The sequence below is a fragment of the Moraxella osloensis genome (assembly GCF_001553955.1).
Taxonomy (GTDB): domain Bacteria; phylum Pseudomonadota; class Gammaproteobacteria; order Pseudomonadales; family Moraxellaceae; genus Faucicola; species Faucicola osloensis.
In genome coordinates, this window is the sequence record NZ_CP014234.1 from 939,414 (window position 1) to 960,529 (window position 21,116).

Sequence of the window (21,116 nt, forward strand, 5' to 3'; positions counted from 1 at the left end):
TGGGCTGATAATTGGGGATTTAATTCAGCGGCAGACATGGTTGCCGCTGGGTTTACAGAATTGTTTGATTGCATAAGATACCTAACTGATGATAAACCAATAAATAAACCTATGAGGACGCTATCGCATATCAACGACGCGTCATTTATTTATTGGAAAAATTGCAAATAAAAAAGCATTTAACGTCAGGCAGACCAACCCCCTCACAATAAATGCTTGATTGAGCGTATCTCTTGATTGAGCGTATCTATAGCCGCCTATCGGATAAGAAACGCTTATCAGATAGGAAACGCTTATCAGATAGTCAGCTATTATACGGCAAAATTACGCGCTTGTAGTCATTTGAATGACAGCTTGCTGTTTTAGAAGATATTTTTTATCCGCGCTATCCAACTGGTGTTGGCTTTTTCAATTTTTTCGGCGATTTGTTTTTGTTGTTGCTCTAATTTGACATCCATCAAATTTTCTTCTTTAAACAAACTATACTGGGCATCGCCTTTATAAAACTCAGTCTCACGGTAACTGTCATACGCATGTTGGAATAGCACCTTGAGTACAGCCGCGAGCGGCAAAGCAATCAGCATACCTGCAATACCTGCCAGTGATGCCCCTGCAAGGACCGCAAACATCACCCACAGCGGAGATAGACCAATTTTATCACCCAACAACAACGGCTGCAAAATATAACCTTCCACCGCCTGCCCTACCATAAAAGCACCGACAATTAGCACTAAATGTACCCAGTCCACGCCAAATTGAAATAGCCCTGCAATAATCGCCGCAATAAAGCCAAGGGTAAAGCCAAGATACGGCACAAAACTTGCGATACCCGCCATCATACCGATGATAAGACCGACTTTAAGTCCAATGAGTTGCAGTTGCACCGCATACACCATACCGAGCAGCACCATCACCAGGATCTGACCTTTGATAAATGACATCAACGCTTCATCACATTCTTTAGCGATACGATAGACCGATGGAATATAACGGTTGGGAATCATATGACGGATTTTTATCAAGCGCTCATCCCAATTATATAAAAAATAAAACATCAAAATCGGCACCAGTACCACAATGCCCGCCACGTTGATTACACTCATGCCTGATAAAATTAAATTAGTAAAAAATGAGCGCACATCGGTGATATTGTAGTTTTCTTTGAGAAAATCGACCAAGCCTTTTGACATATCACGTACTTGCATGGCAGGTAAGCGTATGGGCGTGTGAGAACGCACCCAGCTTCGAAACGTATTGTTATAATAATCAATTGCCGTCGGTACATACTTCCATGCCGATTGTAACTGCTCCCACACCAGTGGAATGAGCCACCAGAGTATCAATCCAATCATCAGCGCAGTGGACAAATATACCAGCAAAATCGCCACCCAGCGGCGAATGTGCGCCTTATCCTGTAATTTTTGCACCAGCGGATTAATCGCATACGATAAAATAAATGCCACCAAAAATGGCAAAATCACTGATTGTAATTGATAAATGATATAGCCTATTGCAACCAAAAACAGCGATATAAATACCCGTTTGAAAAACACATCTTTCGTAAATTGATAAGGGGATGGGTTATACATAGGTTCCTCAAAAAAGCCAAATACGCCAAAAATATAAGGGTAATGTCAAATAAAAGACGGTCACTGCCATCGTTGTATTTTTGACTAATTTTAGGTAATTTGACAAAAATAGATAGCGCAAACTGCACAACTCATACAAATATTTAAAGCTATGTTATAACGCCCTATCACATTTGTGGGGCTAGAAGGCGTTATGAACGATAAACAGCCTAATATTAGCCAGCTAGCAAAACGATGGATTATTTTTCTTTTTGATGGGAATTTGGGTATAATGCGCGTATTACTTTTCCCAATGATTCTGGCGATAGGAAGACCATGACTACACAACCCACTTCGTTAAGTTATAAAGATGCTGGCGTCGATATCGATGCTGGCGAAGCGTTAGTTCAGCGCATTAAATCAGTTGCCAAAGCAACTAGCCGCTCTGAAGTCGTCGGTGGTTTGGGTGGATTTGGCGCCTTGTGCCGTATTCCGCAAGGCTATAAATCCCCTTTATTGGTCTCAGGGACTGATGGTGTCGGTACCAAACTCAAACTGGCTTTACAACTGCAGCAGCACGACACCATTGGTCAAGACTTGGTAGCGATGTGTGTCAATGACCTGCTAGTCTGTGGCGCCGAGCCATTATTTTTCTTGGATTATTATGCCACAGGAAAACTGGACGTCGATACCGCAGCAACGGTTATCAGCGGTATTGGTGAGGGTTGTAAATTGGCAAATTGTGCGCTCATCGGTGGCGAGACGGCTGAAATGCCAGGGATGTACCAAGATGACGACTATGATTTGGCAGGATTTTGTGTGGGCGTCGTTGAAGAGTCGGAAGTTATCACGGGTAAAAACGTTGCCAACAGTGATGTGTTAATCGGTATCGCCTCTAGCGGCGTGCATTCAAATGGTTACTCACTGGTGCGTAAAGTCATTGAAGTCAGCGGTGCCGATGTTGCTACTGAACAATTAGACGGCAAAGCATTAAAAGACGTGTTAATGGCACCGACAAAAATCTATGTCAAAGCCATTGGACAACTGCAAAAAACCTTGGGCAACGCAAGCTTGCATGCGATGGCGCATATCACCGGTGGCGGCTTGACGGAGAACATACCACGCGTATTACCCGACCATTTGGCGGCGCAAATTGATGTAAGTTCTTGGACATTCCCGCCTGTGTTCCAATGGCTTCAGCAAAAAGGTCATATCGAGCAGATGGAAATGTACCGTACCTTTAACTGCGGCGTGGGTTTTGTCGTCGTGGTGCCGGCAGATAAAGCAGACCAAGCCATTGACTTACTCAATGAACAAGGCGAAACCGCATGGAAATTGGGTCAAATCGTTGAAAGAACAGCTGATGCGGTAACCTATCGCTAATTTTATCAGCGAGTCATTAGGGTATTTTATTATTGGGCTAATTTACCCTTAAGCTAGTTTACGATTAAGCTAATTTACCATTAAGCTAGTTTAAAAGGTGCGTTTTTACGCACCTTAGTTTTTCCAACCTATTGCGTTGCTATCCTTATGAAGTTGAACATGACAAACCCTACCCCGTTAAAAATTGCCGTCCTCGTCTCTGGTAGTGGCAGTAACCTGCAAGTATTAATTGATAAGCAGCTACAGCAACTATTGAACATTCAAATCGTGGGCGTGATTAGTAATAAAGCCGATGCCTACGCACTTGAGCGCATTCGCCTTGCCAATGAGCAGCAGCAAGCCAATATTGCAACCGCGGTGATTGAGCGTGACGATAATGGCAAAAAATATACCCGTGTCGGTTTTGAGCAAAAAGCCCTTGCTGTGTTAAATGAATGGCAACCTGATTTGGTGGTATTGGCAGGATTTATGCGGATTTTAACGCCGCTGTTTATTGATGGGGTGACCAGCAAGGATGGTTTAAACGTGCCGATGATAAATCTGCACCCATCACTGCTACCCAATTATAAAGGCTTAGATACCCATACACGCGTGCTACAATCAGGCGAGCGCTATCATGGTTGCAGCGTGCATCTGGTAACGAGCGAACTCGATGCAGGGGAAGTCATCGCCCAAGCGGTGACCTGCGTCAACGCCGCTGAAAATGCTAGCCAATTACAGCAGCGCGTTCATGCGATGGAGCACCAATTGCTGCCTATGGTGGTGGGATTATTTGCTGAGCGGATTGTGTCGCTTAACAATAACCAACTCACCAACCGCCTTGGACTCAATTTGCCTATTAAGTTATGGCTGTAGTCAGATTATAGTTATAGTCAAAAAAAACGCCTACAATCAAATTTAGGCATTTTTATGTTTATTACAGTTTACCCTCGAAGCGTGGATACACTCAATATCACGATTAGCAAAAATACATAGCGCCCTACCCACACGTTATCTAAAAATGCGTTAAAGCAAAGCTTACGGTCATAGGTGAGACATTGTTTATTTTGTCGATAAAACATGGCAACGATAGGTAGCAGCGCCAATACTGAAAGCGCGCCAAAATAATGCCAAAACACGCCCGCCAAACTGAGCAAAAACACCCCTTGAAGGAGGCTAATTATCAACACATCATATTTACCAAATAAAATCGCGGTGGATTTGACCCCAATTTTTAAATCATCCTCACGATCTGCCATCGCATATTGGGTATCATACGCCACCGTCCAGCACATATAGCCGACAAACAGCAGCCAACACCAAATATCAACCTCGGTCTGCCCCGTTAATACTTGCGATACCGCAACATACGCCATCGGAATCGCCCAACCAAAAGCCGCCGCCAAAAACAGTTGCGGCAAATGGGTGAAGCGTTTCATAAACGGATAGATAAACGCCAGCGCCACCGCACCAAATGACCACATAAAAACCTGCACGGGCAAAAATACCAACAGTGCTGCACTCACCCAAGATAAAATTAAAAACGTCCAAACCGCTTCTTTACCCGTCAAGCGACCATCCGCCAGCGGTCTACCTTTGGTTCGCGACACATGCCCATCGACTTTTCTGTCAGCAAAGTCATTGATGGCGCAGCCTGCCGCTCGCATCAACACCGCACCCACCGCAAAGATTGCCACCACATGCCACGGTGGGAATTGCTCAAACCCTTTTGCCGCCAAAAACACCGCCCATAAAGTCGACCAAAACACCAGCTCAATGCCCACAGGCTTATCAAATCGGGTCAAGTGAATATAGGCTTGTAGCTTATCTTTAAAAGACAGAGTGTGTGTAGTCATAGCATGTTTAATTAAACTAATCAAAAGGGAATAGAAGGTTGAAGCTAGCGAGGCTAACCAATAGTGTAACGCTAAATGTTAGCCAAATCGTCGATAAATTTGTTACCCTTACAGCTGTAAGCCAATCATCAGCAGCTCATAATCCAGCCCAATCGGCGATGGGTCTTGCAAATAGCGTCTAAATGTCGCCGTATCGATGCTGTCTTTGCCAGAGACGGCGCCGCCCATTTGCTTGAGATTTTTTAACAGACTTTTTAAATTGTCATAAGAAAAATCAAACGATTGCTCGGTGTGATACATTAGCGTGCCTTGACGCTGTTGCCGCAAGGTCTCTATCGCCGCTAGCCAAGCGTGACTGGGTAAAAAATCAAAAACAGGCAACTTGGGAAAGCGCTGACGGACTTCATGAAAAGAGCCTGCCACCGGAATCGCCAAATGCAGCTGACCTTTGGTTTTGACAATGCGCCCAAGCTCTGCGATAACGCTTGGCGATGTCCAATGAAGGGCAAAACTACTCATCACCAAATCAGCAGATTGATTTGCCAATGCCATATCTGCCATATTGGCGCAAAGCGCTTGGCTGTGCAGCGTCATTGGGGAAGTTGGTAGCGACGAGACTGGGGTAGATGACAGCGGCATCGACAAAAGATGCGCGACTCGCTGTTGCCAAATTGCAAGCATACTGGCAGCAGTATCGACGCCATATAACTGAGCGGAAGCTAGCGCTGCGTTTTGTAAAAACTTTGACATCACCGCCTCAGTCAATTTTCCTGTGCCACAGCCCACATCCACCACGCACATATCGGTTACGCCGCTATGGCAACGCACAATGAGCTGCGCCAAGTGCTCTGCCACCTGCGATTGAATCGGCGTGGCGGCATCGTATGAGGTGGCAAATTGTTCAAAAACAGGGGTGACAGTACAGGACATCATCGACTAAAACAACAAATTAGCCAACTTTAACACTATTAATCAGCCCTGCATAGTCATAATCATCTTGTGTGAGCAAATCAACCCCGCAAGGCAAATTGCCTATCCAATTAACTTTAATACATTGACTTTAAATCCCTAAAAACAGTAAGAATTATAGCATTTTATTGACGAGATTGAGGGCATTTTTGCTTAAATCCATGTTAACTAAATTGTGCTCAAATTTGTTTTTAGTGTTATCATACCAAGCAATTTTTTAGGCAAAATTTGTGCGCTTTAAGCGCATGATTGCTGCAAACGGTAAAGGCAATTTGTTATGATTTTGGCACTTGAAAGTGTGTTTGACCAATGCTCGGTGGCATTCGTGGACTTAGCAGGTAATGTCGTCGCTGAACAGACCCTTACGGGGAATCGTCTACAAACCCAGCAAATTTTGCCGATGATACACGCGCTGATGACGGCATCATCGATTGATTGGTCACAACTCACTGCGATTGCTTTTAATCGAGGACCCGGGGCTTTTAGTGGCATACGCATTAATACGGCGGTAGCGCAAGCCATCGCTTTTGCCCATGATATGCCTTGTTTGCCGGTATCAAGCCTGCAAGCTATCGCTCAGGCGGCATTTGAACTACATAACCCCCCCACGTATTGGCGCTGACAGATGCGCGCATGAACCAAGTATACGCGGGTGAATACGCCATGAGTGATGGTATCATGCAGCTTGTGGCAGGCGCTACTGAGCATTTGCTTGATTATGACAGTGTGATAGATAAAGACTTAGCCTTAGTAGGGAATGGCGCAACCTTGGTCAATGCGCAGCTAGGTCAAGCCATCTTTGCCGATATTCGCCCCTCAGCGGCTATCATTGCCAAACTTGGGCTAGCCTTGTATCAGCAGCATCAATCCGTCCCTGCTGAGCTGGCGTTACCGGTTTATTTAAGAAATAATGCGTGGAAAACCCTAGCCGAACAAAAACAGACTTAATTTATCGGCTGATTACTCATATTGTGTTAAGTTTGACTCGCTACCCTTTAGCTTGTGATAAGCGCAAAAATTTTTAGCTTTGACTGTTAGGGCGTGTCCCTAATTCGGAACAAAGTATTTTTAATGGCCTAAAAATGCCTAAATCTGGCAAAACTGCGTTAAATTGTTTGACAATATTCCAATATTATCTGCACAATTTGCCTTGTTTTGCTGGCGATTTAGTCTATTTTTAGCCTCATTATCCAAATAGGGACACGCCCTAATAACTAACATTGTTGGATACGTTATGGATCTTATTTTGATTTTTAAAGCCATCATCATGGGCATGGTTGAGGGCATTACCGAATTTTTACCGATTTCAAGTACCGGGCATTTAATTCTTGCCGATTCCCTGTTAAATTTTTGGACCAAAGACAAAGCCGACTTGTTTATTGTCGTCATTCAGCTGGGTGCGATTTCAGCGGTAATTTATTTGTACTGGGGACGGCTATGGCGTGCCTTGATGGGACTTATTACGGGTAAAGACCCTGAGCGTAAAAACCCGCGTCAACTGGGCATCTCGCTGATTATTTCCACCATCCCGATTATGCTGATAGGTTTGATGTTTGATAAAGCGTTAAAAGCGGCGTTATTTAACCCAACCGTGGTGGCAATCTCATTGATTGTCGGTGGTTTGATTATCTTTTGGGCAGAGCGCCAACAACACAAACATACGGTCAAATATGCCGAAGCGGAAGATATTGATATTAAAACGGCGATTATCATTGGCTTGATTCAATGTCTTGCCTTGATTCCTGGTACTTCTCGCTCAGGGTCTACCATTATCGGTTCCCTATTTTTGGGGGTATCACGTAAGGCGTCTGCGGAGTATTCTTTCTTTTTAGGGATTCCTGTATTGGTGGGTGCTGGGCTACTAGATCTGACCAAAAACCATCATATTTTAACCACCACTGAAGACTGGACCATCATGGCAGTGGGTGTGGTCGTCTCATTTATTTTTGCCATGATTTTCATCAAATGGTTGGTTAACTGGGTCAGTACCCGTGATTTTACCTTATTTGCTTGGTGGCGCATCGTGGTAGGCGTACTGGTACTCATCGCTGGTATGCTGGGCTATATTTAATTCGCAATGCTATCTCATCAATCAATCCAACTGTATTATGTTGACACTTTGCCAAGCGAGCAGCGTTTGGCAAACGTCGAAACCATACTCACCCCTTTATCCGTCAATTTACAACCACAAAAGATTACTAGCAAAGTAACTCAAAAATGGCTGAAATCAGTCGATGATAACAGTGTGCTGATTGATGAGGTAGGTGATGTTTTTGTTATCGCAGCGGGCATGAAAGTCAGCCCAAATTGGCAAAGCCTACAACAGCGGGTGGTCAAAGCGGGCAAAAAAACTGAGCTGCTACTTAAAGCCATGCAGCTACAAGCCAGCATGACTGTCATTGATGCCACCGCAGGGTTTGGGCATGATAGCCTAATCTTGGCAAGTACCGGTGCCAGTGTGACTTTGCTAGAGCAGCAGCCACTCATGTTTTTGCTACTGCAACTGGAACAGCAAAAAATGGCGCAGCATCGCAACTGGCAAAAATTGATGAGTCGATTAACGATTTATCATGGCGATGCGATAGAATTGCTGGCTAAATTGCCAAAAGTCGACCGTGTCTATCTGGATCCGATGTTTCCTGCTGATAGCTATAAATCAGCGGTTAATAAACATATGCAGGTGTTGCATACTGTAACGACCCCGCCGTCGATTGCGCAAGCCCAACAATTATTGTCGGCGGCGTTGGCACAAATAACCCCACAGGGTATGGTAGTGGTGAAACGACCTAAATCAGCGCCTTTTCTTGCGGATCAATCGCCTAACCTAAGCCTATCAAATGATATCGTGCGTTTTGATAATTATTTGAACAGCATTTAGTTTGAATAGCGTCTAGTTGCCCTGTTAAAAAAGCTGATGGGTGTCAGCTTTTTTTGTGGGTTTAGTTGTTATTGACCAACCTTTTGGTTACCGACGGCCGGCGCTACATCATCGGTGGCTTTTGGTGCGTTGGGCGAAGCAGGCGCATTGTCAATGACGGTATCATTTTCCGTAATCTTATCCATGTCTGAATTATCCGCGCCGCCGTCATCTGCAGCCTCTGCCTCGGCACTACTCACTGGCATCGCATCAACAGCGGTCGCTGCTGTGCCACTGGCGCTGGTAGCGTCAGGACCGGCATCTACGGTGGCATTGGCGTCGGTCACAGTAGCGCTATTTTTTTCATCGGCAGGCGCAGCTGACATTGGTACGGCTTGTGATTCTGCCGCTGATGCTGCCGCCGCGTTGTTGTCTGTGCTGTCAGTCTTTTTATCACAAGCTGTCAACGTAAGCGCCGATACTAAACTCAGCATGGTGATTTTTGCTAGTGTGTTTTGCATGGGTATTCCTCTACTATCAATAAATCGCTCAATCCGACAACGTACTTGATAGCCTATATTGTAAAAATTGCTGAAGCCACGGTGCGGCTACTTCAAAGATGATAATGATATCACTTTAAATTTTGCCATGGCACTGCTTGTATTTTAAACCTGAACCACATGGACAAGGGGCATTTCGGCTAATCGCTAAGTTGGCATACGGATTGTCACCATTTTCGGCCATCTCTGGACTCGCGGTTGCCGCGGCTGAGCTGCTTAGACCAAATGAATACGTGGCTCGCGTGCGTTGTTGGCGGTTACGCGCAATCATGTCTTCATCGTCACTCAGTTCACCAGTCACGCCATTCATTTCTTGGTGCTCAAAATGCAGACGCATCATCTCGGCTTGTTCACGTTGCTGGCGCTCAAGCTCAGCGATTTCTTCTGGCGTTGGGATATGAACACGCGCTAAATCTTGCACAGTTTCAGACTTAATAGCACCGAGCATACTTTGGAACAATGAGAAGGCTTCAGATTTATATTCTTGCTCAGGATTTTTTTGCGCATAGCCTCGTAGATGGATACCTTTACGCAGTTGATCCATTTGGTTTAGATGTTCTTTCCAATGCTTATCTAGGCTAGATAGCATAAAGTGACGCTCAAGTTGGGCGGCATTTTCCTCACCCATTTGCTCACGGCGAGCGCGGTAGTTGAGTAACGCAGCCTCAATGATTTTTTGACGCAAACCTTCTTCATCCAAACGGCGATCGGCATCTAGCCAGTCATTGATTGGCATATGAATACGAAACTCACTTTCAAGCTCGTCTTCAAGCCCATCAATGTCCCATTGGTCATCAATCGAACCGGGTGGCACAAATTGGTCAATCAAGGCATTGTACACATCGTAGTGCATCGCTTCGATAGCTGCTTGTAGATTACTTTGGGCAAGCAGTTCATCGCGCTGTTTATAGATAACCTTACGTTGTTCGTTGGCAACGTCATCGTATTTGAGTAGGCTCTTACGGGCATCAAAGTCGCGGTTTTCCACTTTCCTTTGGGCGTTTTCAATCGAGCGTGATACCATTTTGTGCTCAATGGCTTCGTCTTCTTTTAGCCCCATGGCGCGCATCATATTGACCACGCGATCGCCAGCGAAAATCCGCATCAAGTCATCTTCAAGCGACAAGAAAAAGCGTGACTCCCCAGGGTCACCTTGACGACCGGCACGACCGCGTAATTGGTTATCAATACGGCGTGATTCGTGACGCTCAGAACCGATGATATGTAAGCCACCCGCCTCTAGCACTTGTTGGTTTCGCACTTGCCATTCGGCATGGGCTTGCTGTTTCATTTCAGGGGTGACGTTGTCGATTTTGGCGAGCTCGGCTTGCCAGTTACCCCCCAAGATAATATCGGTACCGCGACCTGCCATGTTGGTGGCAATAGTGACCGCATTAGGCCTACCCGCTTGCGCGATAATATCGGCTTCACGCTCGTGCTGTTTGGCGTTGAGCACGTTGTGGGCAATGCCTTCGGCGGTGAGTAGCTCAGACAATACTTCACTGGCTTCAATCGTCGCCGTCCCCACCAAAATCGGCGCGTGGCTTTCTTTGATACGTTTAATTTCGCGGATAATGCCTTGATATTTGCCCATTTTGCTTAAGAAAATTTGGTCATCAAGGTCGATACGCTGAATCGGTTTGTGGGTTGGGATAATCACCACATCTAAATCGTAAGTTTGTTTAAACTCCGCAGCTTCGGTATCCGCTGTGCCCGTCATGCCTGAGAGTTTGTCATACAGACGGAAATAATTTTGGAATGTCGTGGTGGCGAGCGTTTGGTTTTCGGCTTGGATTTCAACCTGTTCTTTGGCTTCAACCGCTTGGTGCAACCCTTCTGACCAGCGGCGACCGGGCATGGTACGCCCTGTGTTTTCATCGACAATGATGACTTCGCCTTCATGCACGATATAGTGAATGTTTTTAACAAATAAATGGTGCGCACGAATCGCGGCTTGGACGTGGGCTAGTAGTGGCAAGCGCGTTGGGCTATATAGGCTCTCATTTTCGCCAAGCTCGCCTTTTTCCACCAAGAATTTTTCGATTTTCTCGTAGCCTTTTTCGCTGATTTCGATTTGGCGATTTTTTTCATCAATCCAAAAATCCTGCTCACGGTTTTCGCGGTTGCCTTCTTCGGTTTCTGAGCGTTTGAGGCGCGGGATGATGGTATCAATCAGCCTGTACATAGCCGATGAGTCTTCGGCTTGACCCGAGATAATCAGCGGCGTACGCGCTTCATCAATCAAAATCGAGTCAATCTCATCGATGATACAATAGTTGAGTCCGCGCTGTTTTTTCTCATCTAGGCTAAATACCATATTGTCACGCAGGTAGTCAAAGCCGTATTCGTTGTTGGTACCGTAGGTAATATCTGCGGCATAGGCCTCAAATTTTTCCATCGGGTCTTGCTGTGAGTAAATCACGCCGACAGTCAAGCCCAAAAAATCAAACAACGGGCGGTTTAGTTCGGCGTCACGGCTTGCCAAATAGTCATTGACGGTAACCACATGCACGCCTTTACCGCTAATCGCGTTGAGATATATCGCAAGCGTTGCCATCAAGGTTTTACCTTCACCCGTGCGCATCTCGGCGATTTTACCTTCGTGCAGGGTGATACCCCCGATGAGCTGTACATCGTAGTGACGCATGCCAAGGACACGTCTTGAGGCTTCACGACAGACCGCAAAAGCTTCAGGTAAAATGGCATCTAGGCTAGTACCCTGCGCAAACTGGGTTTTAAATTCCGCAGTTTTCTGTTTTAATGCTTCGTCAGAGAGGGACTGGATTTTGGGTTCTAAGGCGTTGATTTTGTCGACCAACTTACGCATTCGCTTAAGCTCACGGTCGTTTTTGGTGCCGATAACCTTGCCTATCATTTTGCCTAACATACGAGGATTTTCCTAAAGTGCTCAAATCAATAAGTGCGATGACTTTTAATACGATGATGGTTAATAAAGGTATTCAAAATAAATTTTGCTATTATATATGGGTTTGCTTTTTTTAGATACAAGGTTATGACAGCCTGTAAGTTTGAACCGCTTGCCTCTATTACCTTTATCTTTATCAATCCATCCCCATAATTGAACTTTATTTTCGAGATTTTCATTGTTGAAATTTTCTTGGAAGATTTTAAGCTTGATAGCGGAGCAAATGCCGCTGACGGTGTGTCCGCTAAGTAACCTTAAACTAAAAGTGGTGCAACACATGGGCGAGCACAATATCAAAACCATATTTCATAACGTTTAACCATTATGACCCAGACCATGCCTCACAATCTTGACCATCACACCCCCATGATGCAGCAATATCTCACCCTAAAAGCGGATTATCCGCATGCCTTGGTGCTGTACCGGATGGGCGATTTCTATGAGCTGTTTTTCGATGATGCCAAGCTTGCTGCCGATATTTTGGGCATCACCTTGACCCGACGTGGCAAAGATAAACAGGGCAACACCATCCCGATGGCAGGCGTGCCGTTTCATTCGGCAGACGGCTATATTGCTCGGCTGATTAATGCCGGGCAAACCGTGGTGATCTGTGAACAAGTCGAAGAAGAAAGGCCTGAAGACAGCCTTAAAGAAAACACTGTAGCAACAGACACTGCAGCCAAAAGCACAGCAAAAAACACGGCAACAAGAACCAGCAAAACAAAAGCCAATGCCGCTAAGATTATGGAACGTAAAGTCGTCCGTACTTTAACCGCAGGAACGCTGACCGATGATAGCCTTATCACCCAAGGACAAACACCAACAGTCGTCGCTATCAGCTTTGCCAAACAGCAAATGTCGGTGGGATTGGCGCAGCTGGATTTGGCGCAAGGGCAAATCCGTGTCACTGAGCTTAACTGCGACAGTCATACTGCGCTACAAAGCGAGCTTGCTAACGCGCTCGCCCGCTTTGATCCCAGTGAAGTGCTGATAGATGAACAGCTGTCTGAGGCGTGGCGACATTTTTTGCAGGATTGTCTGAGCGCAAATAGCCCAACAGCTAGCCTGCCGCCGATTTTGTCACAGCCGCACAGTTATTTTCTCCCCAATAACGCGCTTGAACATCTGACCCAGCATCTTGGCGTCACCACGCTGGCAGGGTTTGGCATTGAGCAAAAACCGCTTGCCATCTCATCGGCATCGGTTGTGCTGCATTACGGCAAACAGACCCAGCAAGCTGATTTACGCCATATTCGTAGCCTGCAGCTCGAGCATAACGGCGATTTTTTGCAGCTTGATACCATCAGTCAGCAAAATTTGGAAATTTTTAAACCCGTGTTGGCATCGGGTATTTCGCTGTTATCGGTGATTGATCACTGCCAAACGCCGATGGGTAAACGCGCTTTGGTGCATCATTTGCACCGACCGCTACGCAATGTCACCCTGATTAACCGCAGGCTTGATGCGGTTGAACAACTGATGCAATTGCCGATAGCAGCGTTTGAATTGCTTAAACAAACCTTAAGCGAAATCAGCGATATCGAGCGGATTGGGGGACGCATTGGCTTGGGTTCAGCAAAACCGACCGATTTGCTCAAATTGCGTCTGAGCTTGGCGCAAGCGTTAGCGTTGTCAAAGCAGTTGCAGCAACATTTTGATTTTACCACCATAACGACGCTAACTGCCGAGACGCCTTTGCTTGCCATGCTTAGCAAACAGCTGCCTGACTTAGCCTTAACTGATAGCTTTGCCAACATCCATGCCTTGCTAGAGCAAGCGATTGTCGATGAGCCGCCCGCCCACATTCGTGATGGCGGCATGATAAAAAAGGGCTATGACCCACAGCTTGATGAATGGCAAAATCTGCATGGTAATATCGAGCAAACTTTGGAAGCATTGGCGGCGCAAGAGCGGCAAAAAAACAACCTGCCCATGCTCAAAGTGGGCTTTAATAAAGTCAGCGGATTTTATTTTGAACTCAGCGCCCTACAAGCCAAGAACGCGCCTGAATATTTTACCCGCCGTCAAACGCTCAAAAATGCTGAACGCTTTATCACGCCAGCGCTCAAAACCATTGAAGAATCCTATCTATCGGCTCAAGGGCAAGCGTTGACCCTTGAGAAGCGTATCTATGAAAATCTGCTCAATCAGCTCAAATCACAGCTTGGCGAGGTGCAGCGCCTTGCCAAAGCGATTGGGTATTTGGATGTACTTGCCAACTGGGTCAGCCTAACGCGTTTGCAGAATCGCTCTCATCATAGTAAAAACTGGTGCCGCCCGTTGTTTAATACCACTGATGATAGCGCAAGCCTCAATATCCAAGGCGGACGCCATATCGTGGTTGAAGCAGGTCAACAGCGCCAAGCTCACCATCAGACGGCATCGCTTGACCCATTTGTCGCCAATGACTGTGTCATGGGAACAGCCACCCAACTTGAACGCTTAATGCTCATCACCGGGCCCAATATGGGCGGTAAATCGACCTACATGCGTCAAACCGCGCTTATCGTACTACTTGCTTGTTGTGGTGCATATGTCCCTGCGCAGTCGGTGACGCTCGGTCGTATTGAGCGGATTTTTACCCGCATTGGCTCGGCAGATGACTTGGCAAGTGGTAAATCAACCTTTATGGTCGAGATGATCGAAACCGCCAATATCATGAACCAAGCCAATGCCAACTCATTGGTACTCATGGATGAAGTCGGTCGTGGCACCAGCACTCAAGATGGTCTAGCGATTGCGCATGCGTGCGTGAATTATTTAGCAGAAAAAATCGGCTGTTTGACCCTATTTGCTACCCATTATTTTGAGCTCACTGAACTGGCTGAGCGCCACCCCAAAATGTTTAATCAGCACCTTGTCACCCAAGAAATCAACGGGCAGTTGCTGCTATTGCATAAAATCGCACCTGGGGCGACGCATCGCAGTTTTGGCTTGCATGTTGCCAAAATGGCAGGTTTGCCGCAAGACTTATTAGCCCAAGCGCAATATTATTTGGATAACCACAGCGAACAAAAAAGTTTGCCAAACCATCCTTTACCCTATCCAACAAAAGACGAGAAACAAATGGGTCTGGATTTGCAAAGTACCGCGGCTGACTATCAAACGTTGCAGGCTGATGAATATAAACTTACTCAACAACTAAACGCCCTAAACCCTGACGAACTGACGCCGAAACAGGCGTTAGAATTTATTTATTCATTAAAGGAATTGTTAAAAAAAGCGTAACGCGCTAAAATAATACGATTGTATTTTTTATGCTTTTAACATTTGTGCAACTAAAAAAAGGTAGCCACCGCCATGACTTTCGTCGTTACTGATAACTGTGTTCGTTGTAAATATACTGACTGCGTTGAAGTCTGTCCTGTGGACTGTTTCTATGAAGGTCCGAATTTTTTGGTCATCCATCCTGATGAATGTATTGACTGTGCGCTGTGTGAGCCAGAATGCCCTGCCAATGCGATTTTCTCAGAAGATGAAGTGCCAAAAGGTCAAGAAATATACATCGAACTGAATGCAGAACTCGCTGAAAAATGGCCAAACATCTCAGCCAGGCACGACCCACTACCCGATGCCAAAGAATGGGATGGCGTACCCAATAAACTACAATATCTTGAAAGATAGCCCTTCTAATATACGCCAGTTAGGGGATTTTTAGCAAGATACTATAAATAAGATGCTATAAACAACATGCTATAAAACAGCATATAGAACGAGGACGGCAATCAGTGAATATTGATTGCCGTTTTTATATTCTCATCTCTTATTATGCCAACGTTGTTGTCTATCTGCTTAACTTAACCTCTTTAGCTTAGATTTTTTTTACGAATTGATTATGAAATAAAAAACGCGCTATGGATTAGCGCGTTTTTAGTGTCACAGTCACATCAGCCTTTCACGGCACTGCCCCAAACTGGCACCACGGTTTGCATCAATGGTTTTAACAGTTTGATATTTGCCGCAAAGATAGAGCCTGTTTGCATGGCATTGTGCGCGCCTGTATGGTCAACCACAGTACCGCGCGCTTCAGTGACAATCAATTCACCGGCACAGATATCCCAAGGTTTGATAGACATTTCAAAATAACCATCAAACCGTCCCGCTGCTACATAGGCCAAATCTAATGCGGCTGAACCCACACGGCGCACTTGACCGCCTTGTTCGCAGATTTTTTGTAAGCTTTCAAAATGCTCTTTGGCATACGATACTTTACCTTCTGCGCGGTTACGCTCAAGCGGATGCCCTGTGGTAAAAAAGCCGCCATCAATGGTTTTATGTTCACTGACGCTGATACGGCGCTGGTTGAGACGCGCGCCTTTACCACGACTGGCTGAGAACATCTCATCACGCACTGGGTCATAGATGATACCATGTTCGGTGACGCCATTTTTTTGCACCCCGATTGAGACACAAAAATGCGGTAAGCCATGAATAAAGTTGTGAGTACCGTCTAATGGATCAATAACCCAGCACCAGTCTTTATCATTGCCCTTGCCTTCTTGCAGCCCAAACTCTTCGCCCAAAAATGAGTGGGTTGGGTAGCTTTCTTTGAGCATCGCAATCAATAATTCTTCGCTGTAACGGTCGATTTGGGTCACCAAACCATCTAAGCCTTTGCTTTCAATCGTGAACTCTAGCTTGTGGCGATTGTTGTGTGCATTTAAAATCTCTTGACCTACTTTTTGTGCAGCGCGGGCTGCCATGACGACCATCGGTTCCATAATTGACCTTTTGTTGAAGGATAAAAATCTAAAATTTATGACAAAATCGTTTGCATCTGTTTGACCACACCCGCGACATCTAGCTCACAATCGGCTAATTGCTGCTCAGGGCTGCCATGCGCGATATATTTATCGGGGATACCGATATTAAGTAGCGTTGGCAAGGCTTGGCTTGTTTTTGCTGCTTGGGCAACGAGGTATTCATTGACCGCACTACCGGCACCGCCCATGACTTGGTGTTCTTCAAGGGTAACAATGGAGCAGTTTTGCGCCAATAGCGTATCCAGTAATTCGCTGTCTAACGGTTTAACAAACCGCATATTATAAACAAAAAACGTCGTCGTTGGGTAAGTTTCGGCTAAGTTTTGACACGCCGTAACCGCTGTCTTTACCATGGTACCAAAAGCAAGCACCGCAACTTTTTTCGCCACGTTGCTCGCACCTTCTCCAGTGGCTTCGATAGTCTGCTCAAGCGCTGCCTTACCGATTGGATACATCGCTTGGTTTTTATCAATTTCTGCCCCAATGCCATTACCACGTGGATAACGCACCGCAGAGGGTCCAATATGCTCATAACAGGTATTAAGTAAGTTATAGCACTCATTCTCATCTTTGGGACAAGCAATCACCATATTAGGCACAGTTCGCATAAAGGCGATATCAAACACCCCCGCATGGGTCGCACCGTCTTCACCGACCAAGCCTGCACGGTCAATGGCGAACATCACGTTGAGATTTTGCAAAGCCACATCGTGAATCAGTTGGTCATAGCCACGTTGTAAAAATGTGGAGTAAATCGCGACAATCGGTTTGACGCCTTGGGTTGCCATACCGCCCGCTAGGGTCACTGCATGTTGCTCGGCAATCGCCACATCAAAGAATTGGCTTGAAAAGCGCTGGGCAAATTCGGTCATGCCTGAGCCTTCAGCCATCGCAGGGGTAATCGCCATCAGTTGTTTGTCGGTTGCGGCTTTATCGCAAATAAACTCACCAAACACTTGCGAGTATTTTTTAGCGGGAGTAGCTACAGTAGTTACGGGCTTTTGGCTGTCAACTGGCACAGATTTTTCTTGCGCTGGGTTGATTTTCTTAAGTTTGGTAATGGCATGATAAGTAATCGGGTCGCATTCTGCCGGTAAAAAGCCTTTACCTTTCACCGTATGCACATGGACGAGTACTGCCCCTTTTAGTTGCTTGACCCGTTCAAATACCTGAGCCAATTTGGCAACATCATGCCCATCAAATGGTCCAAAATACTGAAAACCGATGGCTTTAAACAAGTTTTCGGGGAACACTTCATCAATGAGTTTATTGGCGATTTTCTCAGGTAATGTCTCTAACTGAGACGGTTTAGGAATACCTTTTTCTGCCAATTTTTCGACAATTTTATTGGGCAGACGCGAGGTCCAATCATCTAAAGCTTCGTTTGCCATGTGCAAATAATGACGAATACGGCGGTCTTCACTGGAGATGACGCGCTTGGTAAAAATCGCATCACCGTTTTTATCGATATCGACTGCCAAACCACGCTGCCATAGGGTGGCTAAATGTTTAGAAAATCCGCCCGTTGCCTGTGAGATTGACATGTCATTATCGTTGAGCACCACAATCAAATCGGCATTTTGCTGCACCGCGTCATTCATCGCTTCAAACGCCATGCCGCCTGTCATAGCACCATCACCGACGATGCTAACTACTTTGTCACGTTTGCCTAAATAGCGCATAGCAAGCGACATGCCGAGCCCTGCAGAAATCGCCGTCGATGAATGCCCAACGCCAAAAGTATCATACTCAGACTCATGACGCTCGGGGAAGGCAGTCAGCCCATGTTGACTACGAATGGTGGTAAGCTTGTCACGGCGACCCGTTAAAATTTTGTGGGGATAGGCTTGGTGCCCTACGTCCCAGACAATTTGGTCTTTGGGTGAATTAAAGACATAATGCAGTGCAATGGTAAGCTCAACGACGCCAAGGTTAGAGCCAAAATGCCCGCCGCTGACGCCCGTTGTATACAGCAAAAACTCGCGCAGTTCATCGGCTAATTGCTGCAATTGCGCGGTACTGAATTTTTTTAGGTCGTGAGGACTATCCACACCATCGAGCAGCGGCGTATGCGGCTTTAGCATAGGGATAGTATCAAAGGTTTTTAATGAGTAGTTTTGGTTAGCTATTTTAGTTTTTGACATATCTTGGCTGACACTTTTCATTGCTTACAGGGACTCGATGAGCCCTGTTGACACAGGTGAAAAAATAAATAGTTAAAACGCACAATGACTATTAACACCTTATTGTTGGCACAAAATTGGCACAAAATACCGGCACAAAATTGACAGACTGCCAAAGCGTTGGGCGCTTGAAAATCTAGGTGGCTAAGCTGGCATTACCAGCTTTGAATTGCCAATGTGGCGCATGAATGTGGCATAATAGCATTTTTTTGTTGATTAAACATCAAACCTCGCTATTTTAGATTGTATCTTATAGCTTCTATAAAGTTTAGCTTAGCGCCTTGAATTTTTTATAAAATTTGAGAAAAAAGTCGCGTCATATAGCATACCAGCCTAGCTTGCGGCTTATTGATAAGATGCGTAATGACGCTATCCTTCTTGATATTTTAATCAATGCCTTCATGTAAAGGGCACTTTTATTTTTGGGTTTACTGACTTGGTTCAGTTGTTTGGATCAGTTGGTCATTTTTTTGGAGTAGTGGGTGTCGTATCAATTTATCACGCAAGCAACCTTACCAACAGCGCATGGGCTATTTGATATTCATGTGTTTGAAGATACGGACGACACGTCACGCGATGCGCTGGGCAATCGCAAACATGAACACGTCATGCTGACGGTTGGCTTGCCCACGGCCGATAAATCCAAAATCCCATTGGTACGCATTCATAGCGAATGTTTGACAGGGGATGCCTTTAGTTCGCTTAAATGCGACTGCGGCCCCCAGCTCAACGCCACCATGCAGATGATTCAAGCTTATGCTAAAAATGGCGGCTGCGGGGCGATTTTATATTTGCGCCAAGAAGGACGCGGGATTGGACTGACCAACAAAATCCGTGCCTATGCATTGCAAGACCAAGGACATGATACGCTTGATGCCAATTTGCTGCTCGATTTACCTGCCGATGCTCGTACCTATGAGATGTGCAAGCCGATGCTTGAGCATGTCGGTGTGGATAAGGTAAAGCTGATAACCAACAACCCCAACAAAATTGACTATCTCAATGATATTGGTATTGAGGTGGTAGCGCGCGTGCCGCTGTTGGTGGGTGTCAACCCCCACAATGAAGCCTATCTCAACACCAAAAAAGAGCGTATGGGGCATATGATTGAGAATGGATTATAAAATTCACGCTCATGAAATGACACAAAACCTATTGTTTATTGTTACCATAAATTAATCTCAAGCGCGCCCAGCATCATTTTTGCCCCCACAATCAGCAGCAGACCACCAAACATGCGCTTTAAGATATTGGCAGGCAATTGGTGCGCCAATTTTGCCCCCACCTTGGCAAATAGATAACTCATCACTGAAATACATAAAAACGCAGTGATATGCACAAAGCCAATCGCCTCAGCGGGCAAGCCCTGTACATCTTTGCCAAAAAACATAAACCCAAGCGCCCCTGCAATGGCTATCGGTAAGCCGCAGGCTGCTGACGTACCCACCGCTTGTTGCATGGTCAAACCAAAACGGCTCAAAAACGGCACGGTAAAACTGCCACCGCCAATACCAAAAATCGCCGATGCTGCGCCAATCAAGCCCCCGGCCCCTGTTTGCACAGGCGCAGATGGCAAGTGAGTGGTCGCGACAACTTCTGATTTTTTAGCCAAAAGCATTTTTAGCCCCATAAACAGCGCCATGCCTGCAATCAAAAACGCCAAGACCTTGCCATGCAATAAATCTGCGATATAAGCACCAACAAAACTACCAACCACCAAGCCAATCGACATATTACGCCATACATCCCAGCGCACGCCACCGCGCTTATTGTGCGATTGCATGGAGCTTATCGATGTCACCACAATCGTGGCAAGCGATGTCCCTACCGCCAAATGGGTAATAACATCGCTTGGATAGCCATAAGCTTTAAAAATCGCCATCAGCACGGGTACGATAATCAATCCGCCACCGACACCAAATAGCCCGGCACAAATGCCAGCAAATGCCCCGGCCAGCAAAAACCACAGATACATCATTTTTTGCATTTCCTTTGATTAAAAATAGCGTTAGTATAGCAAAATTTATTTTGTCGGCATTTATTATTATCTTTGTGCCTTAAATTGGTATAAG

The 21,116-nt window shown here is 45.8% G+C and carries 17 protein-coding genes; 9 read left to right on the plus strand and 8 right to left on the minus strand.

The annotated features are described in order from the left end of the window. Positions 1 to 362: 362 nt before the first annotated feature. Positions 363 to 1,589, minus strand: coding sequence for an AI-2E family transporter (locus tag AXE82_RS04085; RefSeq protein WP_062331772.1), 1,227 nt, complete (start codon positions 1,587 to 1,589; stop codon positions 363 to 365). 315 nt (positions 1,590 to 1,904) lie between these two features. On the opposite strand from AXE82_RS04085, the gene purM reads away from it, so the two are divergent. Then, positions 1,905 to 2,951, plus strand: coding sequence for a phosphoribosylformylglycinamidine cyclo-ligase (gene purM / locus AXE82_RS04090; protein ID WP_062331775.1), 1,047 nt, complete (start codon positions 1,905 to 1,907; stop codon positions 2,949 to 2,951). A 159-nt stretch (positions 2,952 to 3,110) separates the two neighbouring features. Then, entirely contained in the window at positions 3,111 to 3,806 is a 696-nt protein-coding gene (gene purN / locus AXE82_RS04095) for a phosphoribosylglycinamide formyltransferase (protein ID WP_115304579.1), read from the plus strand. A 68-nt stretch (positions 3,807 to 3,874) separates the two neighbouring features. Here purN and ubiA read toward each other — a convergent pair whose 3' ends face one another. Beyond that, the gene (ubiA, locus tag AXE82_RS04100) at positions 3,875 to 4,786 is read right to left on the minus strand and encodes a 4-hydroxybenzoate octaprenyltransferase (protein ID WP_062331782.1); all 912 of its coding nucleotides are present in this window, start codon (positions 4,784 to 4,786) and stop codon (positions 3,875 to 3,877) included. Between the two features lie 108 nt (positions 4,787 to 4,894). Beyond that, entirely contained in the window at positions 4,895 to 5,719 is an 825-nt protein-coding gene (locus AXE82_RS04105; RefSeq protein WP_062331785.1) for a methyltransferase domain-containing protein, read from the minus strand. A gap of 313 nt (positions 5,720 to 6,032) precedes the next feature. Between AXE82_RS04105 and tsaB the strand changes: the two genes are divergently transcribed. The 4 genes from tsaB (at position 6,033) to AXE82_RS04120 (ending at position 8,633) form a co-directional block, all read left to right on the plus strand. After that, on the plus strand, positions 6,033 to 6,377 hold the full coding sequence (gene tsaB / locus AXE82_RS12300; protein WP_228140543.1) for a tRNA (adenosine(37)-N6)-threonylcarbamoyltransferase complex dimerization subunit type 1 TsaB: 345 nt from the start codon (positions 6,033 to 6,035) through the stop codon (positions 6,375 to 6,377). 11 nt (positions 6,378 to 6,388) lie between these two features. Then, positions 6,389 to 6,703 carry a hypothetical protein gene (locus AXE82_RS12305; protein WP_228140544.1) on the plus strand — a complete coding sequence of 105 codons (315 nt, stop codon included), beginning with the start codon at positions 6,389 to 6,391 and terminating at the stop codon, positions 6,701 to 6,703. 286 nt (positions 6,704 to 6,989) lie between these two features. Then, positions 6,990 to 7,826 (plus strand): undecaprenyl-diphosphate phosphatase, encoded by an 837-nt coding sequence (locus tag AXE82_RS04115; protein WP_062331789.1) that lies wholly within the window; start codon positions 6,990 to 6,992, stop codon positions 7,824 to 7,826. Positions 7,827 to 7,832: 6 nt separating this feature from the next. Further along, positions 7,833 to 8,633 carry a class I SAM-dependent methyltransferase gene (locus AXE82_RS04120; RefSeq protein ID WP_062331792.1) on the plus strand — a complete coding sequence of 267 codons (801 nt, stop codon included), beginning with the start codon at positions 7,833 to 7,835 and terminating at the stop codon, positions 8,631 to 8,633. Positions 8,634 to 8,701: 68 nt separating this feature from the next. On the opposite strand, the gene AXE82_RS04125 is transcribed toward AXE82_RS04120, so the two are convergent. Further along, entirely contained in the window at positions 8,702 to 9,133 is a 432-nt protein-coding gene (locus AXE82_RS04125; RefSeq protein ID WP_062331794.1) for a hypothetical protein, read from the minus strand. Positions 9,134 to 9,248: 115 nt separating this feature from the next. Beyond that, entirely contained in the window at positions 9,249 to 12,059 is a 2,811-nt protein-coding gene (gene secA, locus AXE82_RS04130; protein WP_062331796.1) for a preprotein translocase subunit SecA, read from the minus strand. A 363-nt stretch (positions 12,060 to 12,422) separates the two neighbouring features. Between secA and mutS the strand changes: the two genes are divergently transcribed. Both mutS and fdxA read left to right on the plus strand, forming a co-directional pair. After that, positions 12,423 to 15,326 carry a DNA mismatch repair protein MutS gene (mutS, locus tag AXE82_RS04140; protein ID WP_062331800.1) on the plus strand — a complete coding sequence of 968 codons (2,904 nt, stop codon included), beginning with the start codon at positions 12,423 to 12,425 and terminating at the stop codon, positions 15,324 to 15,326. A 72-nt stretch (positions 15,327 to 15,398) separates the two neighbouring features. Continuing rightward, on the plus strand, positions 15,399 to 15,722 hold the full coding sequence (gene fdxA, locus AXE82_RS04145; RefSeq protein WP_062331803.1) for a ferredoxin FdxA: 324 nt from the start codon (positions 15,399 to 15,401) through the stop codon (positions 15,720 to 15,722). Between the two features lie 263 nt (positions 15,723 to 15,985). On the opposite strand, the gene AXE82_RS04150 is transcribed toward fdxA, so the two are convergent. Then, entirely contained in the window at positions 15,986 to 16,819 is an 834-nt protein-coding gene (locus AXE82_RS04150; RefSeq protein WP_007115595.1) for an inositol monophosphatase family protein, read from the minus strand. A 35-nt stretch (positions 16,820 to 16,854) separates the two neighbouring features. After that, complete coding sequence (locus AXE82_RS04155; RefSeq protein WP_062334768.1) at positions 16,855 to 19,005, minus strand: 1-deoxy-D-xylulose-5-phosphate synthase; 2,151 nt, start codon at positions 19,003 to 19,005, stop codon at positions 16,855 to 16,857. A gap of 521 nt (positions 19,006 to 19,526) precedes the next feature. On the opposite strand from AXE82_RS04155, the gene ribA reads away from it, so the two are divergent. Next, a complete protein-coding gene (gene ribA, locus AXE82_RS04160) occupies positions 19,527 to 20,168 on the plus strand; it encodes a GTP cyclohydrolase II (RefSeq protein ID WP_062331806.1) in 642 nt (213 codons plus the stop codon). A gap of 41 nt (positions 20,169 to 20,209) precedes the next feature. On the opposite strand, the gene AXE82_RS04165 is transcribed toward ribA, so the two are convergent. Continuing rightward, complete coding sequence (locus tag AXE82_RS04165) at positions 20,210 to 21,022, minus strand: sulfite exporter TauE/SafE family protein (protein ID WP_062334770.1); 813 nt, start codon at positions 21,020 to 21,022, stop codon at positions 20,210 to 20,212. Positions 21,023 to 21,116: the final 94 nt, after the last annotated feature.

Coding starts and splice junctions, on each gene's coding strand:
- AXE82_RS04115 (WP_062331789.1), top strand. CDS start 6,990: ATGGATCTTATTTTGATTTTTAAAGCCATCATCATGGGCATGGTTGAG.
- purM (WP_062331775.1), top strand. CDS start 1,905: ATGACTACACAACCCACTTCGTTAAGTTATAAAGATGCTGGCGTCGAT.
- tsaB (WP_228140543.1), top strand. CDS start 6,033: ATGATTTTGGCACTTGAAAGTGTGTTTGACCAATGCTCGGTGGCATTC.
- fdxA (WP_062331803.1), top strand. CDS start 15,399: ATGACTTTCGTCGTTACTGATAACTGTGTTCGTTGTAAATATACTGAC.
- AXE82_RS04105 (WP_062331785.1), bottom strand. CDS start 5,719: ATGATGTCCTGTACTGTCACCCCTGTTTTTGAACAATTTGCCACCTCA.
- AXE82_RS04125 (WP_062331794.1), bottom strand. CDS start 9,133: ATGCAAAACACACTAGCAAAAATCACCATGCTGAGTTTAGTATCGGCG.
- AXE82_RS12305 (WP_228140544.1), top strand. CDS start 6,389: ATGAACCAAGTATACGCGGGTGAATACGCCATGAGTGATGGTATCATG.
- AXE82_RS04085 (WP_062331772.1), bottom strand. CDS start 1,589: ATGTATAACCCATCCCCTTATCAATTTACGAAAGATGTGTTTTTCAAA.
- AXE82_RS04150 (WP_007115595.1), bottom strand. CDS start 16,819: ATGGAACCGATGGTCGTCATGGCAGCCCGCGCTGCACAAAAAGTAGGT.
- secA (WP_062331796.1), bottom strand. CDS start 12,059: ATGTTAGGCAAAATGATAGGCAAGGTTATCGGCACCAAAAACGACCGT.
- AXE82_RS04165 (WP_062334770.1), bottom strand. CDS start 21,022: ATGATGTATCTGTGGTTTTTGCTGGCCGGGGCATTTGCTGGCATTTGT.
- AXE82_RS04120 (WP_062331792.1), top strand. CDS start 7,833: ATGCTATCTCATCAATCAATCCAACTGTATTATGTTGACACTTTGCCA.
- mutS (WP_062331800.1), top strand. CDS start 12,423: ATGACCCAGACCATGCCTCACAATCTTGACCATCACACCCCCATGATG.
- AXE82_RS04155 (WP_062334768.1), bottom strand. CDS start 19,005: ATGTCAAAAACTAAAATAGCTAACCAAAACTACTCATTAAAAACCTTT.
- purN (WP_115304579.1), top strand. CDS start 3,111: ATGACAAACCCTACCCCGTTAAAAATTGCCGTCCTCGTCTCTGGTAGT.
- ubiA (WP_062331782.1), bottom strand. CDS start 4,786: ATGACTACACACACTCTGTCTTTTAAAGATAAGCTACAAGCCTATATT.